This window comes from Pseudomonas sp. lyk4-R2A-8, assembly GCF_030209095.1.
GTDB lineage: Bacteria > Pseudomonadota > Gammaproteobacteria > Pseudomonadales > Pseudomonadaceae > Aquipseudomonas > Aquipseudomonas quebecensis.
Map to the genome: position 1 here is coordinate 202,885 of NZ_JARVSS010000004.1, position 17,068 is coordinate 219,952.

15 protein-coding genes are annotated in these 17,068 nt (G+C 61.2%); 10 read left to right on the forward strand and 5 right to left on the reverse strand.

The genetic code is table 11. From position 1 onward, the window contains the following. Nucleotides 1-29 precede the first annotated feature (29 nt). Both QRN10_RS05280 and QRN10_RS05285 read left to right on the forward strand, forming a co-directional pair. Nucleotides 30-914, forward strand: coding sequence for a DMT family transporter (locus QRN10_RS05280; RefSeq protein ID WP_253508773.1), 885 nt, complete (start codon nucleotides 30-32; stop codon nucleotides 912-914). A 130-nt stretch (nucleotides 915-1,044) separates the two neighbouring features. Then, nucleotides 1,045-1,326 carry a hypothetical protein gene (locus QRN10_RS05285; RefSeq protein WP_181075896.1) on the forward strand — a complete coding sequence of 94 codons (282 nt, stop codon included), beginning with the start codon at nucleotides 1,045-1,047 and terminating at the stop codon, nucleotides 1,324-1,326. A gap of 39 nt (nucleotides 1,327-1,365) precedes the next feature. Here the strand turns inward: QRN10_RS05285 and QRN10_RS05290 are convergent, their stop codons facing one another. Beyond that, nucleotides 1,366-1,653, reverse strand: a complete 288-nt coding sequence (locus QRN10_RS05290) for an Rdx family protein (protein WP_181075898.1) — start codon at nucleotides 1,651-1,653, stop codon at nucleotides 1,366-1,368. Nucleotides 1,654-1,736: 83 nt separating this feature from the next. Between QRN10_RS05290 and QRN10_RS05295 the strand changes: the two genes are divergently transcribed. Then, nucleotides 1,737-3,926, forward strand: coding sequence for a patatin-like phospholipase family protein (locus tag QRN10_RS05295; protein WP_285427961.1), 2,190 nt, complete (start codon nucleotides 1,737-1,739; stop codon nucleotides 3,924-3,926). 64 nt (nucleotides 3,927-3,990) lie between these two features. Here QRN10_RS05295 and QRN10_RS05300 read toward each other — a convergent pair whose 3' ends face one another. Next, nucleotides 3,991-4,425, reverse strand: a complete 435-nt coding sequence (locus tag QRN10_RS05300) for a MarR family transcriptional regulator (protein ID WP_181075901.1) — start codon at nucleotides 4,423-4,425, stop codon at nucleotides 3,991-3,993. A 121-nt stretch (nucleotides 4,426-4,546) separates the two neighbouring features. Further along, nucleotides 4,547-6,673, reverse strand: coding sequence for a DNA helicase RecQ (gene recQ, locus QRN10_RS05305; RefSeq protein WP_181075903.1), 2,127 nt, complete (start codon nucleotides 6,671-6,673; stop codon nucleotides 4,547-4,549). 274 nt (nucleotides 6,674-6,947) lie between these two features. Here recQ and QRN10_RS05310 point away from each other — a divergent pair, with 274 nt between their 5' ends. The 3 genes from QRN10_RS05310 to QRN10_RS05320 all read left to right on the forward strand — a co-directional run bounded on the left by QRN10_RS05310 (nucleotide 6,948) and on the right by QRN10_RS05320 (nucleotide 11,529). Next, on the forward strand, nucleotides 6,948-7,535 hold the full coding sequence (locus QRN10_RS05310) for a UPF0149 family protein (protein WP_253508779.1): 588 nt from the start codon (nucleotides 6,948-6,950) through the stop codon (nucleotides 7,533-7,535). A gap of 20 nt (nucleotides 7,536-7,555) precedes the next feature. After that, entirely contained in the window at nucleotides 7,556-7,939 is a 384-nt protein-coding gene (locus tag QRN10_RS05315; protein ID WP_181076170.1) for a YbaN family protein, read from the forward strand. 119 nt (nucleotides 7,940-8,058) lie between these two features. Then, on the forward strand, nucleotides 8,059-11,529 hold the full coding sequence (locus tag QRN10_RS05320; RefSeq protein ID WP_285427962.1) for a hybrid sensor histidine kinase/response regulator: 3,471 nt from the start codon (nucleotides 8,059-8,061) through the stop codon (nucleotides 11,527-11,529). 21 nt (nucleotides 11,530-11,550) lie between these two features. Here the strand turns inward: QRN10_RS05320 and QRN10_RS05325 are convergent, their stop codons facing one another. After that, the gene (locus QRN10_RS05325; protein ID WP_285428013.1) at nucleotides 11,551-12,915 is read right to left on the reverse strand and encodes a DNA recombination protein RmuC; all 1,365 of its coding nucleotides are present in this window, start codon (nucleotides 12,913-12,915) and stop codon (nucleotides 11,551-11,553) included. 175 nt (nucleotides 12,916-13,090) lie between these two features. Further along, nucleotides 13,091-13,414, reverse strand: coding sequence for an SEL1-like repeat protein (locus tag QRN10_RS05330; protein WP_181075909.1), 324 nt, complete (start codon nucleotides 13,412-13,414; stop codon nucleotides 13,091-13,093). Nucleotides 13,415-13,869: 455 nt separating this feature from the next. Between QRN10_RS05330 and QRN10_RS05335 the strand changes: the two genes are divergently transcribed. From QRN10_RS05335 to QRN10_RS05350, 4 genes are all read left to right on the forward strand, one after another. After that, nucleotides 13,870-14,175, forward strand: coding sequence for a hypothetical protein (locus QRN10_RS05335; protein ID WP_181075910.1), 306 nt, complete (start codon nucleotides 13,870-13,872; stop codon nucleotides 14,173-14,175). 441 nt (nucleotides 14,176-14,616) lie between these two features. Continuing rightward, complete coding sequence (locus QRN10_RS05340) at nucleotides 14,617-14,841, forward strand: hypothetical protein (RefSeq protein WP_007898912.1); 225 nt, start codon at nucleotides 14,617-14,619, stop codon at nucleotides 14,839-14,841. Between the two features lie 279 nt (nucleotides 14,842-15,120). After that, nucleotides 15,121-15,603: a hypothetical protein gene (locus QRN10_RS05345; RefSeq protein ID WP_181075913.1), complete on the forward strand. Its 483-nt coding sequence runs from the start codon at nucleotides 15,121-15,123 to the stop codon at nucleotides 15,601-15,603. Nucleotides 15,604-15,749: 146 nt separating this feature from the next. After that, nucleotides 15,750-17,030 (forward strand): OmpP1/FadL family transporter, encoded by a 1,281-nt coding sequence (locus QRN10_RS05350; RefSeq protein ID WP_181075914.1) that lies wholly within the window; start codon nucleotides 15,750-15,752, stop codon nucleotides 17,028-17,030. Nucleotides 17,031-17,068 lie beyond the last annotated feature (38 nt).

Consider the following 17,068-nt stretch of genomic DNA (forward strand, 5'->3'; position numbering starts at 1 on the left):
CTGTCACTCTCGTGGTTTGAAGGATCGCAATGACTCCCCGCACAGCCCTGGGCGCCCTGCATATCGGCGCATTGATGTTTGGCCTCACCGGCGTATTCGGCAAACTGGCGGCTGCCTCGCCGGCGATCATCGTATTCGGCCGGGCGCTGTTCGCGGTGCTTGCCCTGGCGATGTTCGCCCGGTTCGCCAGCCGCACCCCATGGAAGCGCCTTGAGCGCCGCGATGGGCGGCGGCTGCTGCTCAGCGGCGTGTTGCTGGCGGCCCACTGGGTAACGTTCTTTATCGCGGTGAAGGTGGCGGGCGTAGCGGTGGCGACGCTGGGCTTTACCGCGTTCCCGGCCTTCACCGTGATCCTGGAAGGGTTGATTTTTCGCGAACGTATCCGCGCCAACGAAGGGCTGCTCGTGGTGCTGGTCACAGTCGGCCTGGTGCTGGTGACACCCGACTTCAACCTGGCCAGCGAGGCCACGGGCGGTCTGCTCTGGGGCATCGCTTCGGGTTTGCTGTTTTCCCTGTTGTCGTTGAACAACCGTGCCGGCTCCGGGCGCATCCCGGCGGTGCAGGCGGCACTGTGCCAGAACCTGGTGGTAGCGGTGTGCCTGTTGCCGGTGGCGGCTCCGGGCCTGGCGGATGTGCGCGCGCTGGATTGGTTGTGGATCGGCCTGCTCGGGGTGTTCTGCACCGGCCTGGCCCACAGCTTGTTCGTGGCGAGCCTGGCGGTCATCAAGGCGCGCACGGCGTCGGTGGTGTTTGCCATGGAGCCGGTCTACGGCATCACCGCCGCATGGCTGCTGTTTGCCGAAACCCCTACCCTGCGCATGCTGTTGGGCGGTGCGTTGATCATCGTCGCGATCGTGATTTCCGGCCTGATGGGCAGCGCCGCCCCGGCAAAACAGCCCACCGCAGCCGCCTGATCTATACTCCTGGCATCCGCAACAGTCTGTCGTCGTTCAACGGATATCGATTCCTCGACGACAGCCAGGGCATGTTCCGCCATTGCTGCCGGCGCGGGGTCGCTCCCTTAACGCTACGCAGGAATTGATCATGGAAATGCTCATCAATGTATTGGTTCAGATCATCAGCGGCATCATTGGCGGCAATATCGCCGGCATGACCAAACAGAGCCTGGGGACCGGGCTCAACACGCTGCTCGGTGGCGTCGGCGGGTTGCTGCTGGGCCAGGTCGTCGCCGCGCTGACCGGCACCTCAGGCGGCGAACCGCTGGATGTCGCGGCCATCGGCGGCAACATCGCCGGCGGCGGTGTCGGTGGCCTGGTGCTGACCTGGGTGGTCGGCTTCATCAAGCAAAAGATGACCGCCAAATAGCAATCACGGTCGCCGTGCCGTTCGCTGCGGTGACCGTTTTTATTGCGTCCGGTCGTTGTGGCCAAGGTCGCGCGCCGGGTCGATCTGGTCACGTACGCGCTTTTTAAGCTCCTTGGCTTCGGGAAAACCGCCATCGGCTTTACGCTCCCAGAGCTGCACGCCGTCGCAGGTGATCTGAAACGCCCCACCGGTTGCAGGCACCAGCGAGACTTTGCCCAGGTCATCGGCAAATGTGCTCAACAGCTCCTGGGCCAGCCACGCGGCGCGCAGCAACCACTGGCATTGGGTGCAATACGTGATGACGACCTCGGGTTTGATCGAAGACATAATTTGACAGGTTCCTGGCATGACGGGCGCGGAGGATCGGGTGGCTATAATAGCCGCCTTTATCGTCCAGCCCCGAGATCAAGATGCGCCGCCTGTTGTCCTGCCTGTTCCTGTGTCTGCTGCCCCTCCTCGCGCACGCCGTCGACATACCACGCCCAAAGGTCGGCCTGGTGCTGTCCGGCGGCGCCGCCCGTGGCTTGGCGCATATCGGTGTGCTCAAGGCCCTGGAAGAGCAAGGTATCCAGATCGACGCGATCGCCGGCACCAGCATGGGCGCGGTGATCGGCGGGCTGTATGCCTCCGGCTACAAGATCGACGAGCTGGAAAAACTGGCGCTCAACATCGATTGGCAACAGGCGCTGTCCGACGCGCCGCCGCGCGAAGATGTGCCGTTTCGCCGCAAGCAGGATGACCGCGATTTCCTGGTCAAGCAGAAGCTCAGTTTCCGCGACGACGGCAGCCTCGGCCTGCCGCTGGGGGTGATCCAGGGCCAGAACCTGGCGCTGCTGCTGGAAAGCATGTTCGCCCACAGCAGCGACACCCGCGACTTCGACAAACTGCCGATCCCTTTCCGCGCGGTGGCCACCGATATCACCACCGGCGAAAAAGTCGTCTTCCGCAAGGGCCATTTGCCCAAGGTGATCCGCGCGAGTATGTCGATCCCGGCGGTGTTCGCGCCGGTCGAGCTGGACGGTCGGTTGCTGGTGGACGGCGGCATGACCGATAACATCCCGCTGGATGTCGCGCGGGAGATGGGCGTGGATATCGCCATCGTGGTGGACATCGGCACGCCGCTGCGCGCTCGCAAGCAACTGGCCACGGTGGTGGATGTGCTCAACCAGTCCATCACGCTGATGACCCGGCGCAATTCCGAAGAACAACTCAAGGCCCTGCAACCCAGGGACGTGTTGATCCAACCGCCGTTGGCTGCCTACGGGGTGACCGATTTCGGTCGCGCCAAGGACATGATCGACGCCGGTTACCGCGCCACCCGCGCCCTCGACGTGCGCCTGGCACACCTGCGCCCCGCTGCGCCGGTTGACCCGCAACTGGTGGCCGCACGTACGCCGGGTGAGCGCACGCCAGTGATCACCGCCATCCGCGTGGAAAACGACTCGAAAGTCAGTGACGATGTGATCCGCTATTACATTCGCCAAGCCTTGGGCGAACCGCTCAATCTAGGGCGCCTGCAAAGCGACATGGGCACGTTGTATGGCCTGGATTATTTCGACCAGGTGCAGTACCGCGTCATCAAGAAAGGCCAGGACAACACCCTGGTGATCAGCGCGCGCGGCAAACGCAGCGGCACCGACTACCTGCGCCTGGGGCTTAACCTGTCGGATGACATGCGTGGCGACAGCGCCTTCAACCTCGGCGCCAGCTACCGCGTCAATGGTATCAACCGCCTCGGCGCGGAATGGCTGACGCGGGTGCAGATCGGCGATCGCCAGGAACTGTACAGCGAGTTCTACCAACCGATGGACGCTGGCTCGCGGTACTTCGTCGCGCCGTATATCAGTGCCCAGGCGCAGAACGTGGAGCTGATCATGGACAACGACCCGATCTCCGAATACCGCCTGGAACGCTACGGTTTTGGCCTGAATGTGGGACGGCAGATCGGCAACAGCGGCGAGATCCGCTTCGGCATCGGCGAGGCCTGGGGCCAGGCCGACGTGCGCATCGGCGACCGCGACCTGCCGAGCGTGAGCTTCAACGAGGGTTTCTACGAACTGAAATACTCCTTCGACTCTCTGGACAACGTGTACTTCCCCCACACGGGGGAGGACATCGGCCTGGCCTACCGCGAATTCGAACCCGGCCTGGGTTCGGACCAGCGCTACCGCCAATGGGAATTCAAGCTGGACAAAGCCATGAGCCACGGCCCGGACACCCTGGTGCTGGGCGGGCGCTACGGACGCACTCTGGACGATTCGGACGTGGTGATTTCCAGCTTCCTGCTCGGCGGCGCGCGGCAGCTCTCAGGCTTTCGCCAGGACGCGATTTCGGGGCAGAACATCAGCCTGATGCGCGCGGTGTACTACCGCCGGCTGACACCGCGCTCGTACTTGCCGCTGGATTTCCCGCTGTATCTGGGCGCATCGCTGGAGCGCGGACGGGCGTGGAACAATGACAATGAATTTGATAGCGGTTACATCAACGCAGCCAGTATTTTCCTGGGCTTCGACACGCCGTTGGGGCCGCTGAATTTCAGTTACGGGTTTAACGATGACAACCAGAGAGCGGTTTACCTGAACCTGGGGCAGACCTTTTAAGGGCTCGGCAAGCTATTTATTTGTGGTGAGCGGGCTCACCACAACAAGCTCGGCCTGCTGAGGCTCAGGACTTTTCCAGATTCGCCAGAATATGCCCGTGCACACGCATGCACACTCGCAGGTCCGCCTCATCCACGCCCACGAACAGTTCATGGCGCAAGGCGGTGGCGATGGTTTCAATCTGATCGATCAACGGCCGCGCGCTGTCGCACAGGAGGATGCGCTTGGCACGTCGATCCTCCAGCACAGCCTGGCGTTGCACCAGGCCCTGGCCTTCGAGGCTGTCGAGCAGTCGTGCAAGGGTCGGCCCCTCCACCCCGACGCTTTGCGCCAGTTCACGTTGAGTGGGCGCTTCCTCGAAACGGGCCAGGTGCAACAGCACCAGCCAACGCGCCTGTGACAGGCCCAGCCCCGCCAAACGGCGGTCCAGTTCGGCGCGCCAACCTCGGGACATTTGCGCCAGTTGCATGCCAAAACGGTGTTGATCGGTTAACGGCATAAAAAACTCATGTTTTAGACTGAAAATAAAATGTGGCTAATTATTAGTCAGCTAAGCATGAGCCTTGCCCATAGGCAAGAGTGGCCATGTACTGATTCGTTACATTGTCGTAATTGGCACACTAAATTTCGAATTCCGACTGCAAAGCGGCGCGTACGCAGTACAGAACACCCTCAGGCACGCGGCCGGTAAACAACGGTGCAATCTCCGTCACCGGTGGCAATTCGCCTTCGCCGTCGAGGAAAGCGTCCTGTATTTCACCGAGCAAATCTTCCGGTAAATCAAGCGCCTGCTCCAGGGACAGCTGCTGCTTGCCAATGGATTCGGCCAGCAAGGTGTAGACGTTTTTTTCCGAGCATTGCAACTGCCCCGCGATCTGGATAGGGGTCATGCCCGCACGGGCCAGGCTGATCAATTCATGGCGAATGTCGGCCACTTCCTTGGGCGCTTCGGCCTGGCCACCGAGTACTTCAAGGAAGGCTTGGCCATAGCGCTCCAGCTTGCGCGCCCCCACGCCGCTGACACGCGCCATTTCCGCCAGGGTGGTGGGCTGCTCGCGCAGCATCTCCAGCAAGGTGGAGTCGGGAAAGATGACATAGGGCGGCACGCTGTGTTCCTGCGCCAGTTTGCGCCGCAGGGTGCGCAAGGCTTCCCACTGTTCGCGCTCTTCCCCGCGCACCAATTGGCTGGCCTGGCTGGTGCTGCTCTTGGCGGTGGTCTGCGGCTTGAGGTCGCGGCGCAATTGCAGGCTCACTTCGCCCTTGAGCAGCGGCCGGCAACTGTCGTTGAGGCGCAGCCCGCCATACCCTTCAAGGTCGATGTCCACCAGGCCGCGAGCGACCATCTGCCGGAACAACGAGCGCCACTCGCCTTCTGCGCGCGCTTTGCCGACGCCGTACACCGAGAGTTTTTCATGGCCGAAGCTGCGAATCTTTTCGTTGTCCTTGCCCAGCAACACATCCACCAGATGACCCACGCCATAACGCTGGCCGGTACGATAAATGGCCGACAGGCCCTGGCGCGCCGGTTCGGTGGCGTCCCAGGTCTGCACGCCGTCCACGCAGTTATCGCAATGGCCGCAAGGCTCGGGCATGTCTTCGTCGAAATAGGCCAGCAAGGTCTGACGACGGCAGCGGGTTTCCTCGCACAGCGAAAGCATGGCGTCGAGCTTGTGCTGCTCCAGGCGCTTGTGGCGCTCATCGCCTTCGGAGTTCTGCAGCATCTGCTTGAGCATCACCACGTCCTGCAGGCCGTAGACCATCCACGCATCCGCCGGCAGGCCATCTCGGCCGGCACGTCCGGTTTCCTGGTAATAGGCCTCGAGCGACTTGGGCAGGTCCATGTGGGCCACGAAGCGCACGTTGGATTTGTCGATCCCCATGCCGAACGCGATGGTCGCCACCATGATCAGGCCCTCCTCGTTGAGGAAGCGCTTCTGGTGATAGGCACGCAGGTCGTTTGGCAGGCCGGCGTGGTAAGGCAATGCCGGGTAGCCCTGCTCGCACAGGAAGGCAGCAACTTCATCGACCTTTTTACGCGACAGGCAGTAGACGATGCCCGCATCGCTGCGCCGCTCGGACAGGAATGCCAGCAACTGCTTGCGCGGCTGCTCCTTGGGCACGATGCGGTAGAAGATATTCGGGCGGTCGAAGCTCGACAGGAAGCGTTCGGCGTTCTGCAAGTGCAGGCGCTCGACGATTTCTTCGCGGGTACGCTTATCCGCAGTGGCCGTCAGGGCAATGCGCGGCACGTCGGGGAACAGTTCCGCCAACTGACCCAGCTGCAAATATTCGCGACGGAAATCGTGGCCCCATTGCGATACGCAGTGCGCTTCGTCAATGGCGAACAAGGCAATCTCCAGGCTCTGCAGGAACGCCAGCATGCGCGGCTGCACCAGGCGCTCAGGAGCGAGGTAGAGCATTTTGACTTCACCACGCTTGATCCGCGCGGCCAGGTCGCGTTGCTGCTCGGCGCTGAGGGTGGAGTTCAGGGATGCGGCGGCCACGCCGAGTTCCTCAAGGGTCGCCACCTGGTCGTCCATCAAGGCGATCAACGGCGACACCACCACCGCCAGCCCGTTGCGCAACAGCGCCGGCACCTGGAAGCACAACGATTTGCCGCCGCCGGTAGGCATCAGGACCAGGGCATCGCCACCACTGGCCACGCGCTCAATGATCGCACCCTGACGGCCACGAAAACTGTCGTAGCCGAAGATGTCCTTGAGGACGCGTTGAGCCTGCTCGAGCATGTAGAACTCCAAAAAAGTACCGAAACCCTCTGTACAGGCTGGCCGAAAAAAACCGGTGTCACGGGAAATAATCCGTAAGCGAAGTTTTCTCGGGTGGCAACCAGGCCGGCAGGGGCATCACAAAACGCGGCAGTATACCCGAGCGTCATCCGCCAAAGGGCGCCACTGACGAATTGCAGCCCGTCTTTAAAACCGGGCAAATATGCATGGCGGCTGGCCTGCGGGCGCAAGAACGCCTAGAATTCAGCATCGTTTATCCCCAAGGTAGTCCTTCATGTCCTTCGCTGAGCAACTAACCCGCCTGCAAGCCTTCCTCGACGCCGATGAGCTGCATGAGGAGGCGCTGGACTATGTAGCCGCCCACGGCTACCTGACCGCCCTGTCCATCTGTTCCGAGGTTGTGCCGGACCGCGAATGGATCGACGCGCTGTTTGCCGAAGAACCGCACTACGCCGATGCCGCCCAACGCGAAGAAATCGAATCTACCCTGCTGGCCCTCAAGGCCCACATCGGTCGCCAACTGGCGTCCGACGAGGAGTTCGAGCTGCCGTGCGAGCTGGACCTGGGCGACGACCCGGACGACTCCGACCTGCGCGGCTGGTGCATCGGTTTCATGGAAGGGGTGTTCCTGCGCGAAGCCGCCTGGTTCGAAACCGCCGAGGAAGAGGTCAGCGAGATGCTGCTGCCGATCATGGTCGGTTCGGGCCTGTTCGAAGAAGAGGCGGAATTTTCCGACATCGCTGCCGACGCCAACCTGATGGACGACATGATCGTACAGATTCCGGAAGCCCTCACCGCCCTGTACCTGCTGTGCAACGCTCCTGACGAAAAACCGGCGATCCTCAAGCCTCGTCACCACTGAGTCGCTTGCCCGTGACACCCATGGGCAAGCGCTCGCCGCTCCTGCGCTACGCGCTGCTGGCCATCGGCTGGCTGAGCGTGGCGTTGGGCGTAATCGGCATTTTCCTGCCGGTGCTACCGACCACCCCATTCCTCTTGCTTGCCGCCGCCTGCTTTGCACGAAGCTCCCCGCGTTTCTACCAGTGGCTGGTGGAGCACCCGCGCCTGGGCCCGTGGATCCGTGACTACCTGGATGGCAATGGCATACCGCTCAAAGGCAAGGTCTACGCCATCGGCCTGATGTGGCTGAGCATCGGCCTCTCCTGCTATCTGGTGCCGCTGCCCTGGGCACGCGGTTTCATGCTGACCAGCGCGGTGGTGGTCAGCATCTATATCCTGCGCCAGAAAACCCTGCCGCCGCGCTGATCGCCGCCTGCGACATAAGATCCCACACGACCTTGGTCGACACTGACTAACCCCAGGCATCATGCGAGACTGTCCCACCGGGCCTGGAATGCCCGGGTGTTCCCTTGCTCGGAGTTCCCATGACGCTGTCCAGCGGGCTGATCGCCGCCGTTGCCCTGGCCTATATGGCCATTATGTTTGCCATCGCCTTCTACGGTGACCGTCGTCGCGCGCCCTTGCCGCCGCGCATGCGTGCCTGGGTATACAGCCTGTCGCTGGCCGTTTATTGCACCAGCTGGACCTTCTTCGGCGCTGTCGGCCAGGCGGCCGAGCAGCTGTGGGCTTTTATACCCATCTACCTGGGACCGGTGCTGTTGCTGGTGCTGGCACCCTGGGTGCTGCAAAAGATGGTGCTGATCAGCAAGCAGGAAAACATCACCTCCATCGCTGACTTTATCGCGGCGCGCTACGGCAAATCCCAATCCCTGGCGGTGGTGGTTGCGCTGATCTGTCTGGTGGGCGTGCTGCCGTATATCGCCTTGCAGCTCAAAGGCATTGTGCTGGGCGTTAACCTGTTGATCGGCGCCGGTGCCGACACCACCGGCACGCGGGCCCAGGACACGGCGCTGGTGGTGTCGCTGGTGCTGGCGCTGTTCACTATCGTGTTTGGCACGCGCAACCTGGACGCCACCGAACACCATCGCGGCATGGTGCTGGCCATTGCCTTTGAATCCCTGGTCAAGCTGTTCGCTTTTCTTGCAGTGGGCGCGTTCGTGACCTACGGCCTGTACGACGGTTTCGGTGACCTGGTCGACCAGGCGATGCTTGCGCCACGCCTGGAAGAATACTGGCAGGAGACCGTTAACTGGCCATCGATGGTGGTGCAGACCGGCGTGGCAATGATGGCGATCATTTGCCTGCCCCGGCAATTTCACGTGACCGTGGTGGAAAATATCGAACCCCAGGACCTGCGCCTGGCCAAGTGGGTGTTTCCGGCCTACCTGGTGCTGGCCGCGCTGTTCGTGATCCCCATCGCCCTCGGTGGCAAGATGCTGCTGCCCGCCTCGGTGCTGCCGGACTCCTACGTGATCAGCCTGCCCTTGGCCGAGGCGCACCCGGCGCTGGCGGTGCTGGCGTTTATCGGCGGCGCATCGGCGGCCACCGGCATGGTGATCGTGGCGAGCATCGCGTTGTCGACCATGGTGTCCAACGACATGCTGCTGCCCTGGCTGCTGCGCCGCTCCAGCGCCGAGCGGCCGTTCGAAGTATTCCGCCACTGGATGCTGTCGGTACGCCGGGTGAGCATCGTGATCATCCTGCTACTGGCGTACGTCAGTTATCGCCTGCTGGGGTCCACCGCGAGTCTGGCGACCATCGGCCAGATCGCCTTCGCCGCCGTGACTCAATTGGCGCCGGCCATGCTCGGCGCGTTGTACTGGAAGCAGGCGAACCGGCGTGGTGTATTTGCCGGCCTCGCCGCAGGGACGTTCCTGTGGTTTTACACCTTGGTCCTACCGGTCACCGCGAAAAGCCTGGGATGGTCCTTAAGCCTTTTCCCTGGGTTGACGTGGATGCATTCCCACCCGCTGGGCTTGTCCGTGACTTCACTGACCCTGGGCACCGTGCTGTCACTCGCGGGTAACTTCACGCTGTTCGTCTGGGTTTCGATGCTGTCGCGCACACGGGTGTCAGAGCATTGGCAGGCCGGACGCTTTATTGGCCAGGAAATCAGTCAACGCGCCAGTGCCCGTTCGATGCTCTCGGTGCAGATCAGCGACCTGCTCAGCCTGGCCGCGCGGTTCGTGGGTGAGGAACGTGCCCAGCAGAGCTTTATCCGGTTTGCGTATCGCCAGGGCAAAGGCTTCAACCCCAACCAGAATGCCGACAATGAATGGATCGCCCACACCGAACGCCTGCTGGCGGGCGTGCTCGGCGCCTCTTCGACGCGCGCGGTGGTGAAAGCCGCGATTGAAGGTCGGGACATGCAGCTGGAGGACGTCGTGCGCATCGCCGACGAAGCCTCGGAAGTCTTGCAGTTCAACCGCGCCCTGCTGCAGGGCGCCATCGAGAACATCACCCAAGGCATCAGCGTGGTGGATCAGTCGCTCAAGCTGGTGGCCTGGAACCGGCGTTACCTGGAGCTGTTCAACTACCCCGAGGGCCTGATCAGCGTGGGCCGGCCGATTGCCGATATCATCCGCTACAACGCCGAACGCGGCCTGTGCGGACCGGGCGAAGCCGAAGTGCACGTGGCGCGCCGCCTGCACTGGATGCGTCAGGGCCGCGCGCACACCTCCGAACGCTTGTTTCCGAACGGCCGCGTCATCGAGTTGATCGGCAACCCAATGCCCGGTGGCGGCTTTGTCATGAGTTTTACCGATATCACCGCGTTCCGCGAAGCTGAACAGGCGCTGACGGAGGCCAACGAGGGCCTGGAGCAGCGCGTGGTCGAACGCACCCATGAACTGTCCCAACTCAACCTGGCACTGACCGATGCCAAAGGGGTGGCCGAAACCGCAAGCCAGTCGAAAACCCGCTTCCTGGCGGCGGTAAGCCATGACTTGATGCAGCCGTTGAACGCCGCGCGCCTGTTCTCCGCCGCGCTGTCCCACCAGAGCGACGGACTCTCCGACGAGGCCCGTCAGTTGGTGCAGCACCTGGACAGTTCGCTGCGCTCGGCAGAAGACCTGATCAGCGACCTGCTGGATATTTCTCGCCTGGAAAACGGCAAGATCACACCCCAGCGCCAACCGTTCGTGCTCAATGAGCTGTTCGATACCCTGGGCGCCGAATTCAAGGCGCTGGCCCAGGAGCAGGGCCTGCGCTTTCGCCTGCGCGGCAGCCGCCTGCGGGTGGACAGTGACATTAAATTGCTGAGGCGCATCCTGCAGAATTTTCTGACTAACGCTTTCCGTTATGCAGACGGCCCGGTGCTACTGGGCGTACGCCGGCGCGGGAGCCAATTGTGCCTGGAGGTATGGGACCGCGGTCCGGGCATCCCGCCGGATAAACAGAGCGTGATCTTTGAGGAATTCAAGCGCCTGGACAGCCACCAGACCCGCGCGGAAAAAGGTCTGGGCCTGGGCCTGGCGATCGCCGACGGCCTGTGCCGCGTACTCGGCCATCGCTTGAGCGTGCGTTCGTGGCCGGGCAAAGGCAGCGTGTTCAGCGTAAGCGTGCCGTTGGCGCGCAACCAGGCCATCGCGCAGCCCCAGGCGGCGCTGGAAAACGGTTTGCCACTGAGCGGCGCGCAGGTGCTGTGCGTGGATAACGAAGAAAGCATTCTTATTGGCATGCGCAGCCTGCTCAACCGCTGGGGATGTGAGGTATGGACGGCCAAGGACCAGGCCGAGTGCGCCGCCCTGCTGGCCGAGGGGGTGCGCCCGCAACTGGCGCTGGTGGACTACCACCTGGATCATGGTGAAACCGGCACCGAGTTGATGCGCTGGCTGCGCGCGCAGTTGGCCGAGCCGATTCCAGGCGTGGTCATCAGTGCCGACGGCCGTCCGGAGAGCGTGGCCGAAGTGCATGCGGCGGGTTTGGATTACCTGGCCAAACCGGTCAAGCCCGCGGCGTTGCGTGCATTATTAAATCGGCACTTGCCGTTGTAGGCCGGGTTTGCGCCGGGGCGTTCATTCAGGCAGGTGCGCCACGCCATCCGAGTCGCTCATCGCACGCTCCAGCAGATCCGTCGGCAGGCTTTTGCTCGCACGCGCGCCGAGCAACCTCAATTGCTCGGTACGGCTGACCAGATTGCCGCGTCCGTCTGTCAGCTTGTTTCGCGCCGCGCTGTAGGCTTTATCCAATTGCTGCAGACGATTGCCCACCTCATCCAGATCCTGGATAAACAGCACGAACTTGTCGTACAGCCAACCGGCACGCTCGGCAATTTCGCGGGCATTCTGGCTTTGGCGCTCCTGTTTCCACAGGCTGTCGATCACCCGCAGGGTCGCCAGCAACGTGGTGGGGCTGACGATGACGATATGGCGATCAAAGGCTTCCTGAAACAGGTTGGGCTCAGCTTGCAACGCGGCGGAAAACGCCGCTTCGATCGGTACGAACAACAGCACGAAATCCAGGCTGTGCAGGCCTTCCAGGCGTTTATAGTCCTTGCCGGCCAGGCCTTTGACATGGTTGCGCAGCGACAGCACGTGCTGCTTCAGGGCCGCCTGGCCGATCACGTCGTCCTCCGCGGCGACGTATTGCTGGTACGCGGTCAGGCTGACCTTGGAGTCCACCACCACCTGTTTATCACCGGGCAGCATGATCAGCACATCCGGCTGGAAGCGCTCGCCGTCCGGCCCCTTGAGGCTGACCTGGGTCTGGTACTCGCGGCCCTTCTCCAGCCCCGCGTGCTCCAGCACCCGCTCAAGAATCAGCTCACCCCAGTTACCCTGGGTTTTCTGGCCCTTCAACGCACGGGTCAGGTTGGTGGCCTCATCGGACAGACGCAGGTTCAGTTGCTGCAGGCGTTCAAGTTCCTTGGCCAGGGAAAAACGCTCGCGCGCCTCGTTCTGATAGCTCTCTTCCACACGCTTTTCGAAGGACTGGATGCGCTCCTTCAATGGATCGAGCAACTGGCCCAGGCGCTCCTGACTGGTCTCGGCGAAGCGCTGCTCGCGCTCATCGAAAATCTTGCCGGCCAGCTCGGCGAACTGGGCGCGCAGCTCATCGCGTGACCCCTGCAGGTCGGCCAGGCGTTGCTGGTGGCTCTCCTGCTGCTCGCGCAGCTCGGCGCGCAGGGCGGCCGCCAATGCATCAAGGCGACGCAGTTCGGTTTCCTTGGCGCTGCGGTCGAGGTTCCAGGCGTGGGCGGCATCGCGGGCGTTGTCGCGGTCGATCTGCAGCAGTTCGACTTCGCGACGCAGCGCTGCCAGGTCGGCTTGCTTGGCGGCATTGGCCTGGCTCAGATCGCTGATTTCATCGCGGCTGGCTTCCAGTTGGGCAATGAGGCCTTCCTGGGCCAGTTGCGCCATGGCCAGGCGCTCTTCGAGCAACTCCCAGCCGGCCATGCGCGCGCTCAAACGCCGTTGAAGCTGCCAGCACACAGCGAGTAAGGGCAGCGCGGCGCCCGCAAGGCCCAGGGCAATACTGGTCCAGTCAAAAGCCATAGCCATGTCTGCCATCACCGAAAAAGAGCAAGGTTAACCAAGCGCGGGGCTCGAGGACAGCTCAGTCTTCGACCTGACCCAGTTCGCGCCGGGCCTGCACATCGCCGGCGCGGGCGGCCGAGCGCAGCAGGTCGTGGCCGATGCGACGGTCACGGGCACTCCCGCATTCGCGGCACATCAATTGCCCCAGGCGGCTCTGGGCCGCGACCACACCTTCACGGGCCGGCTGCTTGAGCAGGCGCCCGGCGAAGTGCTTAACGTTGGTGTTATGCCCCAGGCGCGGGCTGTCGAGTAGCCACAGCGCGACTTTCAAGGAAAACCGCTTGGGTGCGGTAACAGTCTGGAGGGTATCGGTAACAGCAGGTGATACTGAGCGAAACTTCATAAAGCACTGTGGGACGGAACGGAAGGCGCGCCACTCTACTCTTTTTTTCGTACAGGTAAAGCTGAAAAAACCCTGCACGCCCGTTCTAGAGCAAGCGCTTGGGACAATCCACAGAAGCTGTGGATAACTCAGTGGACAACCCTCTTCGAACCCTCGCAAAGCCCCATGGAACGTGGCCCGCAGTCAAACTGACGATTTTTTCACCAATAAAAAAAAGCCAGATTTTTCATTGACTTAAATTTCCATTGCAGGCAAATGGCGGGGCGTTGCAGCGAACGTCCGCTTGGTTACACGCGACACAACTAATGTGCACAAGTACACATCCCGCGGTTATAAACGGGGCCTTTTTTGAAGCGACCCGTGCAAAAATGTTACCGGCAGGTCCTGCAAGGACTTTTCAAATCATTGCAGGCTGGCCACACTGCGCGACCTGCAACGCAATGGGGAATGGCTCGATGAAGGGAATGCTGGTGTTCGCGGTGCTACTGCTGGCCATCTGCGGCGTTTCCCTTGGGATCAATGCTGCGCTGCCTCCCCCGGACGGCGCCTTGTTCGCCATTGCGATCCTGCTGTCAGCTGCGTTCACCGCCATTAGTCTGTGCATCGAACTGGGTGAAGGCCGCATCAACGACATGAGCGATGTGCTCAAAGCCGTCGAAACCGGCCAGTCGCTGCGCCTGACGCTTGCCGCCTACGGGCTTGGCTGTTCCCTGGCGGCGGCCGCGACGGTGCTGGTCTATCGCGGCCTGCTCGGCGGCTGATGTAAACTTTTTGGCTAACACACTTCCCTTAGCTGTTTCAATCCGTTACTATCCGCCCCGTTAGTACCAAGCTGAAAGTCAATTCTGGTCGAACAACTCCCTTGAACAACATGGGATCGACCACCTCGATGGTTTCCAGGTATCACTTGCGACGACACGGCCTTTGAACAAGCAAAGGGTGTCGCGAAGTCCAGTACTCTGACCGAACCAACCTGCAAATTGATCAGGATCTTCACCCCGGGCCCAGAACCTTTGCCCCTGTTGTGTTGCCTGCCCTCCTAAGTACCTACCTGCCAGCCCAAGCGCGCCTATTGAATAGCGCTTCAAACTGGCTGCTTTGTTCCAGTCGGGTTCTTCGTTTGATCAATGGTGATCAACGTCACTGGAACGTTTTAACGTTGCACGGTTCTTAACCGTGTCATTTGTAGGAACACCAATAATATGTCCACTCAAATCCATACTCAGGATGCCATTCGCACCCTCACCAATGCTTTTGCCCCAATGAACTGCCTGATCATGGCCGCTCGCAAAGGCTGCTTCAGCTTCACGCTGGTCAACGAACACGGCATCGCGCGTCACAGCGAACGCCTGTACCCCGATCAATACTCCAGCGCGGAACCGCTGCAGGCTGTGATCGAGCGTACCCGCCAGGCACTGGTTGCCTGATCGACCCGAGTCGCCGAAGCACAAAAAACCCTGTTTGAAACACAGGGTTTTTTATTGCCAAAAATTTACTTCACAGCCCCAGCGCCTAAGTACAAATAGATATAAACGCTATAACTGAATGGATAAGACGTTTTAAAAACAATCCTTTACATCATAAATATGACACTACACTTCAACTCAAGCGGCATGATCCGCTTACGGCGAGCCTGAGATCCGATCCACCGCTGCCAAGCCCGACTCTCTCAGGACTCGCCTACCCTTTTCACGATTGAGGCGTCTATGGGTATCGCGGCCAGTGAATTGTGTCGTTATGTGATCCGGCCAACGCTGACCTACCTCGGCCAGCACAGCCCCACGGCAGAGTCCCTGCTGCTGGGCATCGCCGCCAGCCAGTCGGAGCTGGGCTCGGCGCTGCACGAACGCCGCGGCCACGGCCTGTATGGCATCACCAAACCGCGCCATTGCGCCCTCTGGGACAATTACCTGGCGCTCGATCCTGAACGTGCCAGCCTGGTGCGCGGCCTGGCCAGCCAACATGCATTCCTCAGCGCGCCTCAGCTTGAGCTCACGGTGAACCTGCGTTACGCCACGGCCATCGCCTGGTTACTGGTGGAACAGCACACCGTCACCCTGCCGGCGACCGGCGATGTGTTAGGCATGGCGCGTATCTGGAAAGAAATTTTTCACCCTCAAGGAAGGCTACGAGATTTCAGCCAAGCGTGGCAAACCTGTGTTTCGCCCAAGAATCACGTGAGCTGCTGACCGGGCAATTTGCAAGATTCGCCAAAAACTGCCGATTTTGGTCGGATTGTCCTACAAAACCGCTCTATCTCCTGCATTACAGCCTATAGCGCGATGTTAAATTTATTGATACTTTCCGCAGCGGTGATCACCACGGAGTTCTAATAATGAAAAAAGTAATGCTCAAGACCACACTTAGCCTCGCCGTTGCCATGGCATCCTCCCACCTGTTTGCAAGCGGTTTCGCACTCAACGAACAGAGCGTCAGCGGGATGGGTACGGGTTTCGCAGGTCGCTCTTCTTCTGCCGATGACGCAAGCACTGTGTACGGCAACCCTGCCGGTATGGCGCGCCTGAATGGCCAGCAAATCACCGGCGGCGTAGCAGCCATTGATGCCTCCACCGATATCAGCGATGTCAGCGGCCGTTCCCGCGGCAGCAACAAAGGCGACATGGTGCCTTTCACCGCCGTGCCTTTCGGTTTCTACACCAATAAACTCAATGATCAGTGGGCTGTCGGTTTTGGCGTATACGCCCCGTTCGGCCTGGTGACCGACTACGAAAGAGGCTTCCAGGGCCGCAGCTTCGGCAGCAACAGCGAAGTCAAGGTTATCACCCTGCAACCTACCGTCAGCTACGCCTTCAATGATCGCGTCTCGGTAGGTTTTGGCCCGACCATCAACCGCATCGCCGGTACCCTGGAATCGGACCTGTCGTTCAACCCGGCGGCGCCCGATACCAACATCAAGATCAAAGGTGACGACACCGCGCTGGGCTTTAACGTCGGCGTGCTGGTACAAGCCACCGATACCACGCGAGTGGGTCTGACCTATCACTCCAAGGTCAGCTACAAGCTGGACGGCCACACCGAGGTAAGCGCACCTACCGTGACTTCGGGCCTGTTGCGCAGCAACCGTTATGACGCCTCCCTGAAGATCGATACGCCTGAGTCCTACGACCTGTCGGTCACTCAAGACCTGACCGATGCCTGGAAACTCTACGCCGGTGCAACCTGGACCCGCTGGAGCCGCCTGAAGGACATTACGGTCAAGAACGAAGGCGTTGTCGGTGGCGCGAGCGGCGGCCTGCTCGCCCCGTCCCTGGTCAGCACCATCAAGGAAGAACAGAACTGGCACGATACCTGGGCCTACGCCGTGGGTACTTCGTATCAGTTGACCAAGCAGGTGGTACTGCGTACCGGCCTGACGTTCGACCAATCGCCGACCAACAACACTGATCGTTCGCCGCGTATTCCTACCGGTGACCGTACTATCTTCAGCCTGGGCCTGGGCTATGAAGTCATGCCGAACATGACGATCGACGTGGCCTACTCCTACCTGAAGGAAGAAGACGTCAAGGTTGCGCGCTCCAACCAACTGGCCAGCTACAACGCCAAGTACGAAAACAGCGCCAATGGTTTTGGCCTGGGCATGACCTATCGCTTCTGATTTCACCGAGGCGTAAAAAAGCCCCGCTCTCCTGCAAA

Excerpts from the sequence above, each read along its gene's own strand:
- QRN10_RS05280 (WP_253508773.1), top strand. The coding sequence starts at position 30 with ATGACTCCCCGCACAGCCCTGGGCGCCCTGCATATCGGCGCATTGATG.
- QRN10_RS05285 (WP_181075896.1), top strand. The coding sequence starts at position 1,045 with ATGGAAATGCTCATCAATGTATTGGTTCAGATCATCAGCGGCATCATT.
- QRN10_RS05290 (WP_181075898.1), bottom strand. The coding sequence starts at position 1,653 with ATGTCTTCGATCAAACCCGAGGTCGTCATCACGTATTGCACCCAATGC.
- QRN10_RS05295 (WP_285427961.1), top strand. The coding sequence starts at position 1,737 with ATGCGCCGCCTGTTGTCCTGCCTGTTCCTGTGTCTGCTGCCCCTCCTC.
- QRN10_RS05300 (WP_181075901.1), bottom strand. The coding sequence starts at position 4,425 with ATGCCGTTAACCGATCAACACCGTTTTGGCATGCAACTGGCGCAAATG.
- recQ (WP_181075903.1), bottom strand. The coding sequence starts at position 6,673 with ATGCTCGAGCAGGCTCAACGCGTCCTCAAGGACATCTTCGGCTACGAC.
- QRN10_RS05310 (WP_253508779.1), top strand. The coding sequence starts at position 6,948 with ATGTCCTTCGCTGAGCAACTAACCCGCCTGCAAGCCTTCCTCGACGCC.
- QRN10_RS05315 (WP_181076170.1), top strand. The coding sequence starts at position 7,556 with ATGGGCAAGCGCTCGCCGCTCCTGCGCTACGCGCTGCTGGCCATCGGC.
- QRN10_RS05320 (WP_285427962.1), top strand. The coding sequence starts at position 8,059 with ATGACGCTGTCCAGCGGGCTGATCGCCGCCGTTGCCCTGGCCTATATG.
- QRN10_RS05330 (WP_181075909.1), bottom strand. The coding sequence starts at position 13,414 with ATGAAGTTTCGCTCAGTATCACCTGCTGTTACCGATACCCTCCAGACT.
- QRN10_RS05335 (WP_181075910.1), top strand. The coding sequence starts at position 13,870 with ATGAAGGGAATGCTGGTGTTCGCGGTGCTACTGCTGGCCATCTGCGGC.
- QRN10_RS05340 (WP_007898912.1), top strand. The coding sequence starts at position 14,617 with ATGTCCACTCAAATCCATACTCAGGATGCCATTCGCACCCTCACCAAT.
- QRN10_RS05345 (WP_181075913.1), top strand. The coding sequence starts at position 15,121 with ATGGGTATCGCGGCCAGTGAATTGTGTCGTTATGTGATCCGGCCAACG.
- QRN10_RS05350 (WP_181075914.1), top strand. The coding sequence starts at position 15,750 with ATGAAAAAAGTAATGCTCAAGACCACACTTAGCCTCGCCGTTGCCATG.